Raw genomic sequence first — 15,402 nt, forward strand, 5'->3', positions numbered from 1 at the left:
CGCAAAGAGGATCACATTGCACGACGACCGCCGTCTCACGGAAGTCCGGCTGGACCGCTTTTTGCGCGAACGCATCCTCCCCGCGGTGTACCCGCGCACGGCTCCGCTCGCACTGAGCAGCTGGGATGCGCCGGGCGAGCCTGTCCCCGTACAGGAGGCGTTGCGGCAGGAATTCGGACCGCAGGAGCCCGGCGCGCCGTGGGGCCGGCCCTGGAGCACCAAATGGCTGCGGCTCCAAGGCGAGGTCCCCGGTTCCTGGGGGAGCACGGAGGATACCGCCGTCGAAATTCTGGTGGACCTGGGCTTCAGCGCCGATCTTCCCGGCTTCCAGTGCGAGGGCACGGCCTGGCGGGCCGACGGAACCGTCATCAAGGCACTCTCCCCGCGGAACCAGTACATTCCCCTGAAGCTGCTGGGCGGCGGCATGTCGGTGGACTTCTACGTAGAAGCGGCCGCCAATCCGGACCTCTCGCAGGGCTGGACGTTCGCGGCCACCCCCTACGGGGACAAGGCCACGGCCGGCGCCAAGGCACAGTACCGTCTGGGCCCGATCGTCATCGCCGAGCTGAACCGGTCCGTCTGGGAACTGCAACAGGACATCGGAACGCTCCGCGGACTCATGCACGAACTCCCGATGGAGCTGCCCCGCCGGCATGAGATCCTGCGGTCGCTGGAACGGATGCTGGATGTGATGGACCCGGACGACGTCCCGGGCACGGCCGCCGCGGGCCGGGCGGCGCTCGCCGAGGTGCTGGCCCGGCCGGCCTACGCCTCGGCCCACCAGCTGGTTGCCACCGGCCATGCACACATCGACTCCGCCTGGCTGTGGCCCGTCCGGGAAACCATCCGGAAGTGCGCACGGACGTTCTCCAACGTCGTTGCGCTCATGGACGAGGACCCCCGGTTCGTGTTTTCCTGCTCCTCGGCGCAGCAGCTCGCCTGGATCAAGGAATACTACCCGGAGCTGTACGGCCGGATCCGGGAAAAGGTCAGGACCGGACAGTTCGTCCCGGTGGGCGGCATGTGGGTCGAATCGGACAGCAACATGCCCGGCGGCGAAGCGATGGCGCGGCAGTTCCTGGAGGGCAAAAGCTTCTTCCTGGCGGAGTTCGGCGTCGAATGCCGGGAAGCGTGGCTGCCGGACACCTTCGGCTACTCCGCCGCGCTGCCGCAGATCGTCAAGGCGGCCGGCAGCCGCTGGTTCCTGACCCAGAAGATCTCCTGGAACCAGGTCAACCGGATGCCGCACCACACCTTCAGCTGGGAGGGGATTGACGGCACCCGGCTCTTCACGCATTTCCCGCCGGTGGACAGCTACAGTTCCGAAATCAGCGGCCGGGACCTCGCGCACGCCGAGCGCAACTACCGGGACCACGGCCGCGGCAGCATGTCCCTGCTCCCGTTCGGTTATGGCGACGGCGGCGGCGGCCCCACCCGTGAAATGCTGGCAGCGGCGCGCCGCACCGCGGACCTGGAAGGATCCCCCAAGGTGCGGCTCGGCGCGGCCTCGGACTTCTTCGCCAGCGCCGAGGCGGACTATCCGGACCTCCCCGTCTGGGTGGGGGAAATGTACCTTGAACTCCACCGCGGCACCTACACCAGCCAGGCCAATACCAAGCGCGGCAACCGGCGCAGCGAGCATCTGCTGCGGGAAGCGGAACTGTGGTGCGCCACCGCTACGGTCCGTGCCGGCGCACGCTATCCGGCGGCCGAACTCAAACGACTCTGGCGCCTGGTGCTGCTTCAGCAGTTCCATGACATCCTGCCGGGCAGCGCGATCGCCTGGGTGCACCAGGACGCCGAACGGAACTATGCCGCCGTCGGCCGGCAGCTGGAGGAGATCATTGCCGAGGCCGCCGCCGCGGTGCTGGGTCAGGGCGAGCAGGAATTCCTGCTCAACGCCGCTCCGCACGCGCGTGATGGCGTCCCCGCCCTCGCCGCGGCCGGACCCGTGCGTCCGGCCGTGCCCGTCCACGCAGAGGCGGCCGGCGACGGCTACGTGCTGGACAACGGGGTCATCCGCGCCGTGATCAACGCCGACGGCCTGCTGGTGTCGCTGCGGGACCACGGCAGCGGCCGCGACGCAATCGCTCCGGGGGAGTTCGGCAACCTCCTCGAACTGCACCGGGACACCCCGAACGAGTGGGATGCGTGGGACATCGACGCGTTCTACCGCCGCAACGTCACGGCGCTGGTCGAGGCGCGCTCCGTGACCCTGGAGCGCTCGGACGGCGCCGCAACCGTCGTGGTGGAACGGCTGGCCGGCGACTCCGCCGTGACCCAGCAGATCCGGCTGGAAGCCGGGGCGCCGTCGCTGGTGATCTCCACCGCGGTGGACTGGCAGGAACGCGAGAAGCTGCTCAAGCTGGGCTTCGCCTTCGATGTCCGGGCCGACCGCTCCGCCTCGGAAACCCAATTCGGCCACGTGTTCCGGCCGACCCACCTGAACACCTCATGGGAGGCTGCCAAGTTCGAGATCTGCGCGCACCGCTGGATCCACGTCGCTGAGCCAGGCTATGGCGTCGCGGTCAGTAACGCTGCCAGCTACGGCCACGACGTCACGCGCAATATCCGCGAGGACGACGGGGGCACCACCACCACCGTCCGGATCTCGCTGCTGCGGGCACCCAAGTTCCCAGACCCGAACACGGACCGCGGGCCGCATGAACTGACGGTCACGGTGCGGCCCGGGGCCAGCATCGCCGATGCCGTCGAGGAGGGCTACCGCACCAACCTCGCCCCGCGAGTGGTCAAGGGCTCCCACGGTGTGGAGCCGCTGTTTTCCGTCTCCAACCCTGCGCTCGTGATTGAGGCGGTCAAACTCGCCGAGGACGGCTCGGGCGACGTGATCGTGAGGGTTTACGAGTCCCTCGGTGAGCGTTCATCCGGCGTGGTTTCAGCCAACTTCGGCACGTCGGGAGTGCGGACTGTGGATCTTCTGGAACGCCCTGCGGAGGCGCCCGGAGTGAGGGCTCACGACGGGGCGGCGGAACTGACGCTGCGGCCCTTCCAGCTCCTGACCTTGAGGTTCCTGCGCTGAGAGAAACCGCTGGAGGCCGTTAAACAGGCTGAGTGGGAGCGGTCCGACTGGACCGCTACCACTCATCCCCCCAATGGCGTTGGACGCTCCGCCGACTCCGTAAGACTGAATCCCCATTCACGGCGCCGGCTGGCGTTTTCACACATTCATGATTCTCTCACGATCTAATGATTATGTGAACGCCAGGCCCTAGATTTTACGGAACGTTGCGGGAGTGTTATCTGGCGGCCGGGCGAGTTGCCCGGAAATCCAGAAGACAAGGAGCCCCGTGACATAGCCGAGCACCGCCAGATAGTTGACGAGCAGCCGGAACGGATCCCACGCGTTGGGCACGAACGACGCCGGGACACTCACGATTGCCGCTGCGGCTCCGACCAAGGTCAAGGCGGCGCCTGCCCGCACCAGCCGGGGCAGGCGAGCCCGCGCAGCCGCCAGCAGGGAAGGCAGCAGGGCCACCGAGACGAACGCCGGATAGCTGCGCCCGGCTGCCGCGTAGAACGGGGCAAGCATGGCGTTGCGGCCGCCGTCGTCGGAGAGAGCCTCGAGCCCGGCCGAGGACCCCTTGGTGTCCATCAGCAAGAACGTCACCGTCACGACCAGACCCGCGACGGCTAGTCCCCAGCGTCCGGAAACTCCCGTGAGCAGCCGTCGGGCACGCGCGGCGCCAAGCCCCGAGGCCAGCCGCAGGCCCACCAGGAAGACCATCGCGAAGACAATCAACCGCAGGACCAAGTTGGTCAGATTCCAATTCCCGAGTGCCTGGTCGATAGCCGCGTAAGGACCAGGAATGCTGAGCAGGCTGCACACTGTGGCAAGGAAAAGGATGCCGAAGACCACCCGGTTGCGCCCGCGCACGGCGTCCGGGACACGAACCAGCAGGGCGATGCCGCAAACAATCAGCGTCCCCCATTCAAGGACGGCCATGGTCCGGGGTCTCCTGGGCCGCGGCGGCGGCGTCGTCCAGCGGCCCGGTTGGTGGGCGTCGTGGCGACGGACGCGACCGCACTTTTGAAGCCAGGGGTAGTTCCGCGGAGGGTGACTGCGAGATGTGGATCATCCCAGGTTCTCCCAGATCTTTTCGGTTTGCGCGCGTTCTTGTTCCTGCCGCCGTAGCGTCCGGCCGAGTGTCTGCAGCCGGTCTCCGGCCAGGACGGTAAGTTCCCCGTCGGAGAGGGCGCCCAGCGCCGATTGCCGGGCGCCGGGCGGCCAGCCTGCTTCGGCTTCCGTGATCAGACCTGTCGCGACCAGACCGCCGGTGAGGCCTACCCCCGCGGCGCGGGATGTGGCGACCGCCAATTCCGGGGCAAGCCGGTTAGCCGTCAGTTGGGCCGAATAGTTCTGCGGCGCCACACCGGTCGCGGCTGACACGCGGTGCCGGAGTTCGCCGTCGTCGATGGCATCCACCCAGTTACGGACAGATGTGGCGTGCGGAGCAGGGCCCAGCGCCGGGGGCGCGGCATCGCCGGGGGCGGTGCGGGCAATCACGGCGCGCAGCAGGTCTGTGGTGGCTATTTGGCTGACGAGTTCGGCAGGCGTCGGCGGCTTGGACTGTCCCTTGAGGCCGGCGTAGCTTTCAAAGCCGGCGAGTCCGTCGAGTGGGTTCAACCCGAGGGCCCGGCTGATGCTCACGAGTGTGCTCTCGGCGACCTTGCCGCGCACCAGCTGCTGGGCCAGGGTGGTGCGCTTGACGCCGGAGATCCTGCAAATATCGGCGGTGCTCATCGCCGGCGCAGCACTGTGAAGCCAGTGTTGGAACGCTTTGGCGGGGAGTGGCATCAATGACTTTCTGCAGGGTCGGTCAAGCGTGGGCCTCGGTGGGCTTGTCTGCTACGGACTCCTGGCCGGAGAAGCCCGGCGCCCCCACCTTCACACCATCATAATTCGTCGCTGCGAACGATTTGGTGACCGGCGGCGCGGTGACGATCGGGGGAATCGTTGTGCCTATCGGAAGCACGATGCGCCACCACCTTGCCCAACCAGATCAAGGCGAGTCCCCCCACGAGGCCCAGCACGGCAGCCGAACTGATGTAGTACTGAAGGAAGATCAGCGGCGGGGGCAGCAACTCACCGAACGCCAGCACGATCATGGCCGCCGCTCCCAGAGAAAGGGCGGCGGCACCAACGCGGACCAGCCAGGGGAGCGTGGATCGCACGGCCCTGACCGTGGGAGGCAGAAGGCAGGCGGCCACGAATGCCGGATAGAGCCGCCCCGACGCGGTGTAGTACCGGATGAGCTCCTTATTGCTTTCGCTCTGGTCAGGAAGACCGGCCAGGCCCACCGCTGTGCCGACCGTGTTGGCCATCAGGAACGGAACCACCGTCGCGGCCGCAATCACAGCCAGCGCAGTAAGGCCCACCGGTCCCAGCAGAAGCCGGACGCTGGCCGCGGCTCCGAACCCGCGTGCGATTTTGTAACCGGCCAGCAAGACGGTCCCGTAGATCACGAAGCGCAGCACGAGATTTGCATAGTTGCTGGAGCCAAGCCAGGCATCAATGCTCGTGTAGCTGGGCTCAATGCTGAGCAGCATCGCGAAGGCGGCGAGCACGAAAATGCCGAACAGCGAGCGGTTCTCGCCTCGCAGGGCGGCGGGCAGCCGGAGCAGGGCAACCAGTGCGCAAATCAGCAAGGTGGACCATTGCAGGGCAGGAATCATTTGATGGAGTGCCTTTGGTTCGGGGGCCTGCCAGTTGTCCGCAGGGCTCGTTCCCGAGGTACGGGTGCGCTGCGATTTTACTGGCGGAGTAGATTCAACTATGCTAAATGCTCGAACCCGCTGGTCCGTACACCCCCCAAGTCCGGACCAGCGGGTTCTTCTATGCCCGGCCACCAGCAGGCGCCTTGTCGGCGGATCTGCGGCGCGTTTTCAGAGATTGGCCGGGCGCCCTGCAGGCGCCGGGGGCGGGCCCACGGTGAGAGAATGGACTAATGACTGCAACCCTTGTTGCCAAGGACCTTTCCGGCGGCCACGACCACCGCACCCTCTTTTCCAAACTCTCTCTCACCGTCGCGCCCGGCGATGTCGTCGGCGTCGTGGGGGCCAACGGCGCCGGCAAATCCACGTTGCTGCGGCTGCTCGCCGGCGTGGACCAGCCGCAGGAGGGCACCGTCAGCCTTGCCCCCGCAGACGCCTTCGTCGGCTGGCTGCCGCAGGAGCACGAACGGATCGAGGGCGAGACCGTCGAAGGTTACATCTCGCGGCGCACCGGCTGCGGCGAGGCGTCGGCCGCGATGGAGTCCACGGCAGAGGCACTGGGGATCGGGGCCCCGGGCTCCGAAGACGCATATTCGCTGGCGTTCGACCGCTGGATGGCTTCCGGCGCCGCTGACCTGGAGGAGCGGATCCCGCCGGTGCTGGCGGACCTGGGACTGGAGGTGGGACCCGACGCCGCGATGACCGGACTTTCCGGGGGACAGGCCGCTCGGGTGGCGCTCGCGGCCTTGCTGCTGAGCCGCTTCGACATCGTGCTCCTCGATGAACCCACCAACGACCTCGACCTCGACGGCCTGGCCAAACTGGAGTCCTTCGTCAGGGGTCTGCGCGGCGGAGTGGTGCTGGTCTCCCATGATCGGGAATTCCTGGCCCGCTGCGTGACTACGATCGTGGAACTGGACCTCGCGCAGAACGCCGTTGCGGTCTACGACGGCGGCTATGAGGCCTATCTGGAGGAACGCGCCGTGGCACGCCGGCACGCCCGGGAACGTTTCGAAGAGTTTGCCGCCACCAAGGCGGATCTCGTCTCCAGGGCCCGCACGCAACGCGAATGGAGCTCCCAAGGCGTGCGCAACGCCATGAAGAAGAGCCCGGATAATGACAAGATACGCCGCGCCGCGAACACCGAGTCCTCCGAAAAACAGGGCCAGAAGGTCCGCCAGATGGAATCCCGGATCGCCCGCCTCGAGGAAGTCGAGGAACCGCGGAAGGAATGGCAGCTGCAGTTCAGCATCGGATCGGCGCCGCGATCCAGCGCCGTCGTCGCGACTTTGCGCGACGCCGTCGTCCACCAGGGGGACTTCACTCTGGGGCCGGTGAACCTGCAGCTCAATGCCGGGGAACGGATCGGGATCACCGGGCCGAACGGCGCGGGCAAGTCCACCCTGTTGCGCCTGCTTTTGGGGGTGCAGCAGCCCGATGCCGGCAGCGCCTCGATGGGCGCCTCGGTTGCGGTCGGAGAAATCGACCAGGCCCGCGGACTGCTGGCCGGCCACCTTAAACTCGCCGACGCCGTCGAGGCAATACTCACCGAACTGTCCCCGGCCGAGGTCCGCACCCTGCTGGCCAAGTTCGGCCTCAAAGCGGACCACACGACCCGGACCGTTGATTCGCTCTCGCCGGGCGAACGGACCCGGGCGGCGCTGGCGTTGCTGCAGGCCCGCGGTGTGAACCTGCTGGTCCTCGACGAGCCCACCAACCACCTGGATCTTCCCGCGATCGAACAGCTCGAGGAAGCCCTGGACAGCTACGACGGCGCCCTGCTGCTGGTCACCCACGACCGCAGGCTGCTGGAAAACGTGCGCCTGGACGTGCGCTGGAACGTCCTCGACGGCGTCGTCACCCAACTCCTCGGCGCCAGCGCCGCGAAAGGCCTGAACCAAAGATGAGCACCAACAAATGAGCATGGACCGGGTCGCCTGGAGCTCCCTCTACAACATCACCCGTGCCTCGGACGGCTCCAAGCCGTTCTCCAAGGCGCTGGTCAAACGCGTTTTCGGCTTCGCCCGGCCGCATCGGAACCGGCTGATTGCCTTCGTGCTGCTGTCCATCGTGATGGCGGTCCTCGCGGTCGCGACGCCGGTGCTCGCCGGCCAGGTGGTGGACGCGATCATCGCCCACGCAGACTCCGGGACGGTAATCTGGCTCGCCGTGCTGATAGCGATCGTGGCCGTGGCCGAAGCCGGAATCGGGCTGGTGACGCGCTGGCTGTCCTCCATCATCGGCGAGGGCGTGATCGTGGACCTGCGCACCAAAGTGTTCGACCACGTGCAGAAGATGCCGATCGCGTTCTTCACCCGCACCCGCACCGGCGCCCTGGTCAGCCGGCTCAACAATGACGTGATCGGTGCGCAGTCGGCCTTCGCCGGCACGCTCTCCGGCGTAGTGAGCAACGTGGTGGCGCTGGTCCTGACTCTCGCGGTGATGCTCAACAAGTCCTGGCTCGTGACCGTGCTGGCCATCATCCTGCTGCCAATTTTCCTCATCCCGGCCCGCCGGATGGGCTCCAAGCTGGCAGAGTTGCGCCGCGAGGCCGCGGAACACAACGCCGCTATGGGCACCCAAATGACGGAACGCTTCTCCGCGCCCGGAGCCACCCTGGTCAAGCTCTTCGGCCGGCCGGACGAGGAGTCCCATGAGTTCGCGCTCCGGGCCGGCCGGGTCCGGGACATCGGCGTCCGCACCGCCATGCTGCAGTTCACCTTCGTCACCGCGCTGACCCTGGTTTCCGCCCTGGCGCTGGCCTTGGTCTACGGACTGGGCGGCTGGCTGGCCCTGGGCGGGCAGCTCGCAGCGGGCGACGTCGTGGTGCTTGCGCTGTTGCTCACCCGCCTCTACGCTCCGCTGACCGCACTCTCCAGCGCCCGGGTGGAAATCATGAGTGCCCTGGTCAGCTTCGAGCGCGTCTTCGAGATCCTGGACCTCAAACCGCTCATCCAGCAGAAACCGGATGCGGTCGAGTCGCCGCGCGGTCCGCTCTCCGTTGAGTTCGACGACGTCCGTTTTTCCTACCCCGCGGCGGACAAGGTCTCGCTGGCCTCGCTCGAGGACGTCTCCACGCTGGACACCCGCGGCGGCGAAGAGGTGCTGCACGGCATCAGCTTCCGGGTGGAACCGGGGCAGACCGTGGCTCTGGTGGGCTCTTCGGGCGCCGGCAAGTCCACCATCGCCCAGCTGCTCTCCCGGCTGTACGACGTCGATTCCGGCGCCGTCCGCTTCGGCGGTAGGGAGCCCGGCAGCGGCGTCGACGTCCGCGACCTCACCTTCGACTCGATGCGCGCCACCCTGGGCATGGTCACCCAGGACGGCCACCTGTTCCACGAGAGCATCGCCTCCAACCTGCGCCTGGCCCGCCCGGACGCCAGTGATGAGTTGATGTGGGACGTGCTGCGGCAGGCCCGGCTCGAGGACATGATCCGCTCCCTGCCGGACGGCCTGGACACCGTGGTGGGGGAGCGCGGCTACCGGCTCTCCGGCGGTGAGCGCCAGCGGCTCACCATCGCCCGCCTGCTGATCGCCCAGCCGCGTGTCGTGATCCTGGACGAAGCCACAGCCGCCCTGGACTCCACCAACGAAGCCGCCGTGCAGGAAGCGCTCGGCGTGGCGCTCGAAGGCCGCACCGCCGTCGTGATCGCGCACCGGCTCTCCACGATCCGCGCCGCCGACGCCATCCTGGTGGTCGAGGGCGGCTCGATAGTGGAGCGCGGCACGCACAACGAACTGCTCGCCGCCGAAGGCCGTTACGCGGAGCTGTACCGCACGCAGTTCGCCGAGGCCACCGCGGTGGCGGCCGACGCGGTTCCGGAGTCCTAGCCGTTCCGGGCCGGCGGGACCCCGAGGAGCGGCAGCACATGGTCCGTGAGCAGCGGCGCCAGGTCGTCCGGGAGTCCAGCGCCGAGGTCCAGCCAGCGGATCTCGGCGATCTCGGCCGAGGCATGCGCGGTCCAGGTCCCGGGCGCAATGAAGACCGTGGCTTCGATCTGAGTGGCGGCCTCGTTGGCGGCCTCGGCCAGCCAGCTGCCGAACGGCTCTAGGTCCTCGGGCGGCACGATGATTCCGACCTCCTCCGCCAGTTCGCGGGACGCCGCCTGGGCCGCGGTTTCCCCGGCCTCGGGCTTGCCGCCGGGGTGCATGAATTTGTCCGTGCCGCGCTTGCGGACGGTCAGCAGGCGTCCCGCGGCGTCAAAGACGCAAACGGCGGAGACCACGATCCGGGGATTCACAGCTCCGGCTACCGCTTCGGCGTCGGCTTCGGCGTCCCGACGGCTGCCGGTGACGCAGCCCGGTGCAGTACGGATTCGAGCAGCAGATCCTTGGCCGGGCCGGAGACATCCCAGCGGTAGTGGAACTCGTCCGGACCGACGCCGGTGTAGCCGACCCGGTAGGTGTCGGGATCGCACCAGTGGCTGTCCTGGTGGTCGTGGGCACCGAAGCCGATGCGGTGGAACGGGCGCCCGTCGGGGAAGTACATATCCATGATGTCCGGCGTGGCCGCGGGCCGGAGCAGATACTCCCGGCTGGCCGGCCCGGTGAAGGGAACAGTGCCGGCCGTGTTCCAGCGCACGATGCCCTCCTCGCGGAAGCGGATACGGCCGCCGTCGATGTCCGTAAAGCGGACGACGCCGGCGAACGTTCCGTGGAGGCCGGCGGCCCGGTCCAGCATGGTGCGGGCCACCTTCCAGTCGCCCAGCAGGTAGGCCCGCAGCTCAAAGTGCTGGTCGGAGCGCAACGGAAAGCGCAGGTCGGAGTCTTGGCCGGCGCCCGGCATCGGGGAGTCCAAGTGCCCTCGATTGGAATCGAACCAACGACACCGGCTTTAGGAGAGCCGTGCTCTATCCACTGAGCTACGAGGGCGGGTGTGCGGGTGGGTGGCCGTCGGCCGGCCCGTCCGGACACGGATACCAGCATACAAGGTGAGGGCGCGTACTACGCTCTTGGCATGACGGCATCTTCCACCACGGCGCCCCGGGAGCTCATCTACGTCCCCGATGTGGCCTCCACCAGGTTCTACCTCGGAGCGCTCGCCAAATTGAGCGTCCTGCAGTACTTCGTTGCGGAGGCGGCGGTGATCGGCGCGTGGGCAGGCAAGGAGCCGTACAGCCGCCGCACCGGCTACATCAGCGACCTGGGCGCGCTGGGTTGCGGCGGGTTTTCCGGCCGCGATGTTTGCTCGCCGGCGCATCTGTTGATGGATGCTTCGTTCGTGGTCCAGGGCATCGGCATGATGGTGGGCGCGCTGCTGCTCAGCTCCGCCGTGATCGGCATCGCGGGTCGCGCGGGGGCGCGGCTCGTAGTGGCTCCGGGGCAGCGCTCGCCGTCGGCCGCCGCCCTTGTTGCCCGCTCGCTGAGCCTGGTTGCGGGGGCCGGGACGGTGGTGGTGGGGCTGGTCCCCGAAGATACCGGTTCCCGCTGGCATCTGGCGGGCGCCCTTATGTACTTTGCCGGCGGCGGCCTGGCCCTCGTGCTGACCGGCTGGCTGTGGCGACGCCAGACGCCGTTGGGCTGGTTCATCCTTGCCTGCGGCGCCGTTTCGCTGGCCGCGCTCATTACCGGCGGAGGAACGGGGATGCGGGTGCCCGAACCAGGCACGCTGGAACGCCTGATGGGATACCCCATCACGATCGGCATGGCAGCCCTGGGCCTGGTTCTCGCGCAGCGGGTCCGCCGGGAGCTGGCAGCGCGGAAGGTGAGCGCCGGCTGACGCCTTGGCAGACGAATGGTGCCAACGTGCGGCGGGATCGGGCACTTTTACTCGCGACCAATCCGTGTCTTGGGGGTGTCCGATGTCTCATCTGAGCGTCCGCTTCGACTATCATGAGGGCATTCGCCGGAACGCGCTCCGGTGCCTCGTGCCGGAGTTGGCTCCGGAGCACGCCGAATTGCCGACTTTTAGTCTTTGGGGACAGATGCCTGATCTGCTAGTTGTGCCGAGCGTTGCAGCGGCTGCCTTCGGCGGCCACAAAGGCGTCACAGCGCGCCGCAGCGTTGTCCGTCGGGCAGTGATCCGGTGACGGTTGAAGCTCCGGTCGCGCCGGATGAGGAAACCCCGCTGGAAGCGCAATCGGCCGTTGAGGCGCCAGCGGACGCGGCGCCGTCGTCCGGAACCCTGGCGGCGCGGAGCCTGGCCGGGTTGGGTCTGGCGGACCCGGAGGCGCCTGCGGACCCCGAAGCACCTGCCGAACCCGTCATCGGCGTCCGGCAGTTGGCGTGCGGCATTATCGAAGTCGCGTTGCCGCCGAACCAGGAGATCGAGGGCCCCGAAGCGCGGGTGGCCGGCGCGGCCGTCCGTGCGTTGGCCGACGGCAGGCGGCTGCCGGTGTTGCTGGTGATCTCGGGCGCGGTGGGTGTCAGCGTGGAAGCCCGTCAGGTCTATGCCGGTTCCATCGCGGCGTCGGCGGTCGCCATTGTGGGGGAGACCCCCGTGGACCGCGTGATCGCCCATTACCTGCTCCGTTCAAAGTCCGACACGATCCCGGCAGAGTTCTTCCGCTCGCGGACAGAAGCCCTCGAGTGGTTAAGGCCGTACACGAGTGAAAAGTGATGTCCCCGACCCTCGGCTCCATACCCTCGTTGAGGGCATTGTCCGGATCGCCAGCGGTGATCTGAGTACCAGGATTCCGCACTCCGGCGCGCGGGACGACGTCGCGGCCGTCATTGCGGGCATCAATCTGATGGCGGATGACCTGCAGACCATTTACCAGGAGCTCGAGGAACGGGTCGAGAGCCGGACGGCAATGTTGCGCCAGGCCCAGGTGGAGCTGGAACGGATGGCGCTGACCGATCCCTTGACCCAGCTGGCCAACCGGACGGCGCTGAACTCGGTACTCAGCCACGCGCTCGCGGAGACGACACGCGGCGAGCTGCCGCCGGCCCTGCTGGTCCTCGACCTTGACTCCTTCAAGGGCATCAATGACACGCTCGGCCACAGCGCGGGGGATGACGTCCTGCGCGTGATTGCCCGCCGGCTCCAGGACGCGGTCCGGGTCACCGACACCGTGGCCCGGCTGGGCGGCGACGAATTCGCCGTCATGCTGCCAAAGTCCAACCTTGTCCGGGCCCGTCGGGTGGCCAACCGGATCCTCAAGGCACTCAGCGAGAGCCTGGAAATCGGCGACCTCCGGATCACCTGCGGCACCAGCATCGGTGTGCGGGTGGCCGAACCCGGACAGTCCGCCGACGACCTAGTGATGGAAGCCGACACGGCCATGTACGCCGCCAAGGCCCAGCCACACAGCGGGATCAAGGTCTTCGAACCGGCATTGCTGTACGCCCGCCGGCTGCAAAGCCTCATGGTCACAGAGATGCGCCAGGCGATCCGCGAGGACCAGCTGACCCTGCATTATCAGCCCGTGGTGGAGCTCGCCACCGGAAAGATCGAGGGCGTCGAGGCGCTGGTCCGCTGGAACCACCCCGAGCGCGGCCTGCTGATGCCCGACCAGTTCATTCCGTTGGCGGAAGAGACCGGGATGATCGTGGAGCTGGGACACTGGGTCCTGCGCAACGCGGTCCGCCAACTCCGCGACTGGCAGGACCGCTTGACGCTTGACCCTGAGTTCTCCGTCCGGGTCAATATCTCCACCACCGAGCTGCAAAACCTCGAGCTCATCGAGCACGTCCAGGACATCCTCCGCGAGACGGGTGTGGATGCCAAGAACCTCGTCATCGAGTTGACCGAGTCCATGGCTGTCACCGGCGGGGACGTGGACATGTACTCCCTGAGCGGATTGCGGCAGCTCGGCGTGCAGCTTGAAATCGACGACTTCGGCACGGGCTATTCCTCCATCAGCTACCTGCGCCGTCTCCCCGTCAACGTGGTCAAGATCGACCGAAGCCTGATCGACGGACTGGGGACAGACGAAGATCAGGGCCGCTTTGTCGAGGCCGTGCTGCACCTGATCCACGCCTGCGGGCTGAAAGCGGTGGCCGAAGGAATCGAGACGGCCGAGCAGGCCGAGGAACTGGTCCGGCTGGGATGCGCCAGCGGCCAAGGCTACTTCTTCGGCCGACCGACGCCTCCTGAGGCTGTTGCTGCCCTGATCAGCCTGGGCCGGTCAGTTTCGCCGTAGGCGGTTGGTTGGGTTTGGGCAGGGCCGGGAACGACGGCGGCCGGGAACGACGGCGGCCGTCTGTTGGGCGGCTGTTGGGCGGCTCGTCGCAGACATGACAAAGGGCGGGAGTCCAGACCTTGGTCCGGACTCCCGCCCTTTGCGGTAGCTGACTCCGTTAGTTCTTCGAGATGGAGTCGGGCCAGTAGTACACGGCCTCAACAGAACCCTGGCCCGACGTGCTACCACTTGCGGACACTGCAGATGCGGCAGAAAAGCCCGCTGCAGCCAAGGCGCCGGCGACGAGCAGTGTAGCGAAGGTCTTCTTCATATGGGGCTCCTGTTATTCGAGAGGCTGATGTGACTCATGTGATGTTGCTACCTCAGTATAGGTGGTTTCAACACGCCGCAATGTAACGATTTCAACGGGTAACACTGCGTCTGTGTTACGTGGACAGCGATTTTCCGGGTTCAGGGCTAGGGAATGCGTGTGCTGTCCGCGTTAGTGCCCGCGGAAGCGGATACTTAACCCATGCGACATCAATCAGTCTCTTCGGCCTATGCCGCGGCCGAGCTCCGGGCGCGGGATTATCGGGCCAATCATGACTTCTCTGAAGCCGCTAAGAGCGCGAGTGAGGCCGCTGAAATCGCCCTAGATGAAGGAGACATCCAGTCATGGTGGGCGATGACTTACTTCCGTGCCGAGAGTTACCTATCCGATGCCGACTTTGAACGCTGCGCCGACGCCGCAAGCACGCTCATCCACGATGCCTCAATCTCGCCGCAACTGCGAGCTCAAGTCCACATTCTGATGGCAAAGGCACATCAAGGCTCAGGTCAACTCGAGTCGGCGGCCGCCGAGGCCAAGGCCGCCACCGAGCTGACAAGCAATGAATCTGATGTTGAACTCAATGTAAAAGCGAGACAGGCACTTATCGCCGCCTTAGCGGATTCGGGGAAGCTCAGTGAGGCCTGGTCGGAGAGCAGGGGACTGGCCAGCGTCATCTCAGACGAATTGGATGAGCAGTTGGCGGGGAAGGCCTATTGGGTCATCGGCAACGTAGCGTTTCTGTGCGACAAGATTGATGAGGGATTGGCGTACCACGAACTTGCTGCGACGACCTTTTCGCCAGCCCGGGACCTCAACGTATGGGCCAAATTCAACAAGGCATCTGCGGCCATGCGACTAGCGGCTGAGGTCGCGGACGCCGACACCCTTCGCTGCATCGAACGCGCCGAATTGGCGACCGACGTCATCGGTGGCAGCGAGATCGATTTGCTGCTTCTCAGGCGCAACCGGGCTCATTGGAGTTACCTCGCAGGCGATGCGGAGTCCGCAGTGGCGATTCTTGAGGAGATTTGCAACGCGACAGCGGGCTCACAGGTACTGGGGGACGCATGGTTTCTTCTGGCGCGGGCATACCTCGCAACAGGCGACACTGTGGCGGCCCGTAAATCTCTGCGGGAATCGGTCGTTCACTTTGAAAGTGCCGGGGCCCCGCATCGCGCGCAGCAGGCCCGTGAACTCCTTCAGTCAGAACAGGGGACAGCTTCGTTCACGTCTCGGCTGCGTCGACTGTTGGGTTTCGGCCGCAGCTGACCTTCC

The 15,402-nt window shown here is 66.8% G+C and carries 13 protein-coding genes and 1 tRNA gene; 7 read left to right on the forward strand and 7 right to left on the reverse strand.

Annotated features, from left to right (window positions below; translation table 11 throughout):
- The first annotated feature begins 16 nt into the window (after positions 1 to 16).
- The gene (locus tag AC1DGI_RS13755; protein WP_476899241.1) at positions 17 to 3,040 is read left to right on the forward strand and encodes an alpha-mannosidase; all 3,024 of its coding nucleotides are present in this window, start codon (positions 17 to 19) and stop codon (positions 3,038 to 3,040) included.
- A gap of 189 nt (positions 3,041 to 3,229) precedes the next feature.
- On the opposite strand, the gene AC1DGI_RS13760 is transcribed toward AC1DGI_RS13755, so the two are convergent.
- From AC1DGI_RS13760 to AC1DGI_RS13770, 3 genes are all read right to left on the reverse strand, one after another.
- Entirely contained in the window at positions 3,230 to 3,964 is a 735-nt protein-coding gene (locus AC1DGI_RS13760) for a hypothetical protein (protein ID WP_476899242.1), read from the reverse strand.
- A gap of 129 nt (positions 3,965 to 4,093) precedes the next feature.
- On the reverse strand, positions 4,094 to 4,816 hold the full coding sequence (locus AC1DGI_RS13765) for a hypothetical protein (RefSeq protein WP_441399754.1): 723 nt from the start codon (positions 4,814 to 4,816) through the stop codon (positions 4,094 to 4,096).
- A 98-nt stretch (positions 4,817 to 4,914) separates the two neighbouring features.
- Positions 4,915 to 5,694 (reverse strand): hypothetical protein, encoded by a 780-nt coding sequence (locus AC1DGI_RS13770; protein ID WP_441399755.1) that lies wholly within the window; start codon positions 5,692 to 5,694, stop codon positions 4,915 to 4,917.
- 272 nt (positions 5,695 to 5,966) lie between these two features.
- Here AC1DGI_RS13770 and AC1DGI_RS13775 point away from each other — a divergent pair, with 272 nt between their 5' ends.
- Positions 5,967 to 7,640 carry an ABC-F family ATP-binding cassette domain-containing protein gene (locus AC1DGI_RS13775; protein WP_476899243.1) on the forward strand — a complete coding sequence of 558 codons (1,674 nt, stop codon included), beginning with the start codon at positions 5,967 to 5,969 and terminating at the stop codon, positions 7,638 to 7,640.
- 10 nt (positions 7,641 to 7,650) lie between these two features.
- Positions 7,651 to 9,564 carry an ABC transporter ATP-binding protein gene (locus tag AC1DGI_RS13780; RefSeq protein WP_476899244.1) on the forward strand — a complete coding sequence of 638 codons (1,914 nt, stop codon included), beginning with the start codon at positions 7,651 to 7,653 and terminating at the stop codon, positions 9,562 to 9,564.
- On the opposite strand, the gene AC1DGI_RS13785 is transcribed toward AC1DGI_RS13780, so the two are convergent.
- The 3 genes from AC1DGI_RS13785 to AC1DGI_RS13795 all read right to left on the reverse strand — a co-directional run bounded on the left by AC1DGI_RS13785 (position 9,561) and on the right by AC1DGI_RS13795 (position 10,605).
- The gene (locus AC1DGI_RS13785) at positions 9,561 to 9,974 is read right to left on the reverse strand and encodes an NUDIX hydrolase (RefSeq protein ID WP_441399758.1); all 414 of its coding nucleotides are present in this window, start codon (positions 9,972 to 9,974) and stop codon (positions 9,561 to 9,563) included. The genes AC1DGI_RS13780 and AC1DGI_RS13785 overlap by 4 nt on opposite strands.
- Before the next feature lie 8 nt (positions 9,975 to 9,982).
- Positions 9,983 to 10,519: a DUF6314 family protein gene (locus tag AC1DGI_RS13790; RefSeq protein WP_476899285.1), complete on the reverse strand. Its 537-nt coding sequence runs from the start codon at positions 10,517 to 10,519 to the stop codon at positions 9,983 to 9,985.
- Between the two features lie 13 nt (positions 10,520 to 10,532).
- Positions 10,533 to 10,605, reverse strand: a tRNA-Arg gene (locus AC1DGI_RS13795).
- Positions 10,606 to 10,690: 85 nt separating this feature from the next.
- Here AC1DGI_RS13795 and AC1DGI_RS13800 point away from each other — a divergent pair.
- From AC1DGI_RS13800 to AC1DGI_RS13810, 3 genes are all read left to right on the forward strand, one after another.
- The gene (locus AC1DGI_RS13800; protein WP_476899245.1) at positions 10,691 to 11,452 is read left to right on the forward strand and encodes a DUF998 domain-containing protein; all 762 of its coding nucleotides are present in this window, start codon (positions 10,691 to 10,693) and stop codon (positions 11,450 to 11,452) included.
- A gap of 306 nt (positions 11,453 to 11,758) precedes the next feature.
- A complete protein-coding gene (locus AC1DGI_RS13805) occupies positions 11,759 to 12,292 on the forward strand; it encodes a DUF7793 family protein (RefSeq protein ID WP_441399760.1) in 534 nt (177 codons plus the stop codon).
- Positions 12,282 to 13,817 carry a putative bifunctional diguanylate cyclase/phosphodiesterase gene (locus tag AC1DGI_RS13810; protein WP_476899246.1) on the forward strand — a complete coding sequence of 512 codons (1,536 nt, stop codon included), beginning with the start codon at positions 12,282 to 12,284 and terminating at the stop codon, positions 13,815 to 13,817. The genes AC1DGI_RS13805 and AC1DGI_RS13810 overlap by 11 nt, the downstream gene beginning before the upstream one ends.
- A gap of 157 nt (positions 13,818 to 13,974) precedes the next feature.
- Here AC1DGI_RS13810 and AC1DGI_RS13815 read toward each other — a convergent pair whose 3' ends face one another.
- Complete coding sequence (locus AC1DGI_RS13815) at positions 13,975 to 14,127, reverse strand: hypothetical protein (RefSeq protein ID WP_441399762.1); 153 nt, start codon at positions 14,125 to 14,127, stop codon at positions 13,975 to 13,977.
- 201 nt (positions 14,128 to 14,328) lie between these two features.
- Between AC1DGI_RS13815 and AC1DGI_RS13820 the strand changes: the two genes are divergently transcribed.
- Positions 14,329 to 15,396 (forward strand): tetratricopeptide repeat protein, encoded by a 1,068-nt coding sequence (locus AC1DGI_RS13820; RefSeq protein WP_441399763.1) that lies wholly within the window; start codon positions 14,329 to 14,331, stop codon positions 15,394 to 15,396.
- Positions 15,397 to 15,402 lie beyond the last annotated feature (6 nt).

It is taken from the genome of Arthrobacter sp. 05N428_2 (assembly GCF_056397065.1).

Bases quoted from the DNA above. Each gene is read 5' to 3' on its own strand.
- AC1DGI_RS13760 (WP_476899242.1), bottom strand. From the start codon at position 3,964: ATGGCCGTCCTTGAATGGGGGACGCTGATTGTTTGCGGCATCGCCCTG.
- AC1DGI_RS13765 (WP_441399754.1), bottom strand. From the start codon at position 4,816: ATGCCACTCCCCGCCAAAGCGTTCCAACACTGGCTTCACAGTGCTGCG.
- AC1DGI_RS13770 (WP_441399755.1), bottom strand. From the start codon at position 5,694: ATGATTCCTGCCCTGCAATGGTCCACCTTGCTGATTTGCGCACTGGTT.
- AC1DGI_RS13775 (WP_476899243.1), top strand. From the start codon at position 5,967: ATGACTGCAACCCTTGTTGCCAAGGACCTTTCCGGCGGCCACGACCAC.
- AC1DGI_RS13780 (WP_476899244.1), top strand. From the start codon at position 7,651: ATGAGCATGGACCGGGTCGCCTGGAGCTCCCTCTACAACATCACCCGT.
- AC1DGI_RS13790 (WP_476899285.1), bottom strand. From the start codon at position 10,519: ATGCCGGGCGCCGGCCAAGACTCCGACCTGCGCTTTCCGTTGCGCTCC.
- AC1DGI_RS13800 (WP_476899245.1), top strand. From the start codon at position 10,691: ATGACGGCATCTTCCACCACGGCGCCCCGGGAGCTCATCTACGTCCCC.
- AC1DGI_RS13815 (WP_441399762.1), bottom strand. From the start codon at position 14,127: ATGAAGAAGACCTTCGCTACACTGCTCGTCGCCGGCGCCTTGGCTGCA.
- AC1DGI_RS13820 (WP_441399763.1), top strand. From the start codon at position 14,329: ATGCGACATCAATCAGTCTCTTCGGCCTATGCCGCGGCCGAGCTCCGG.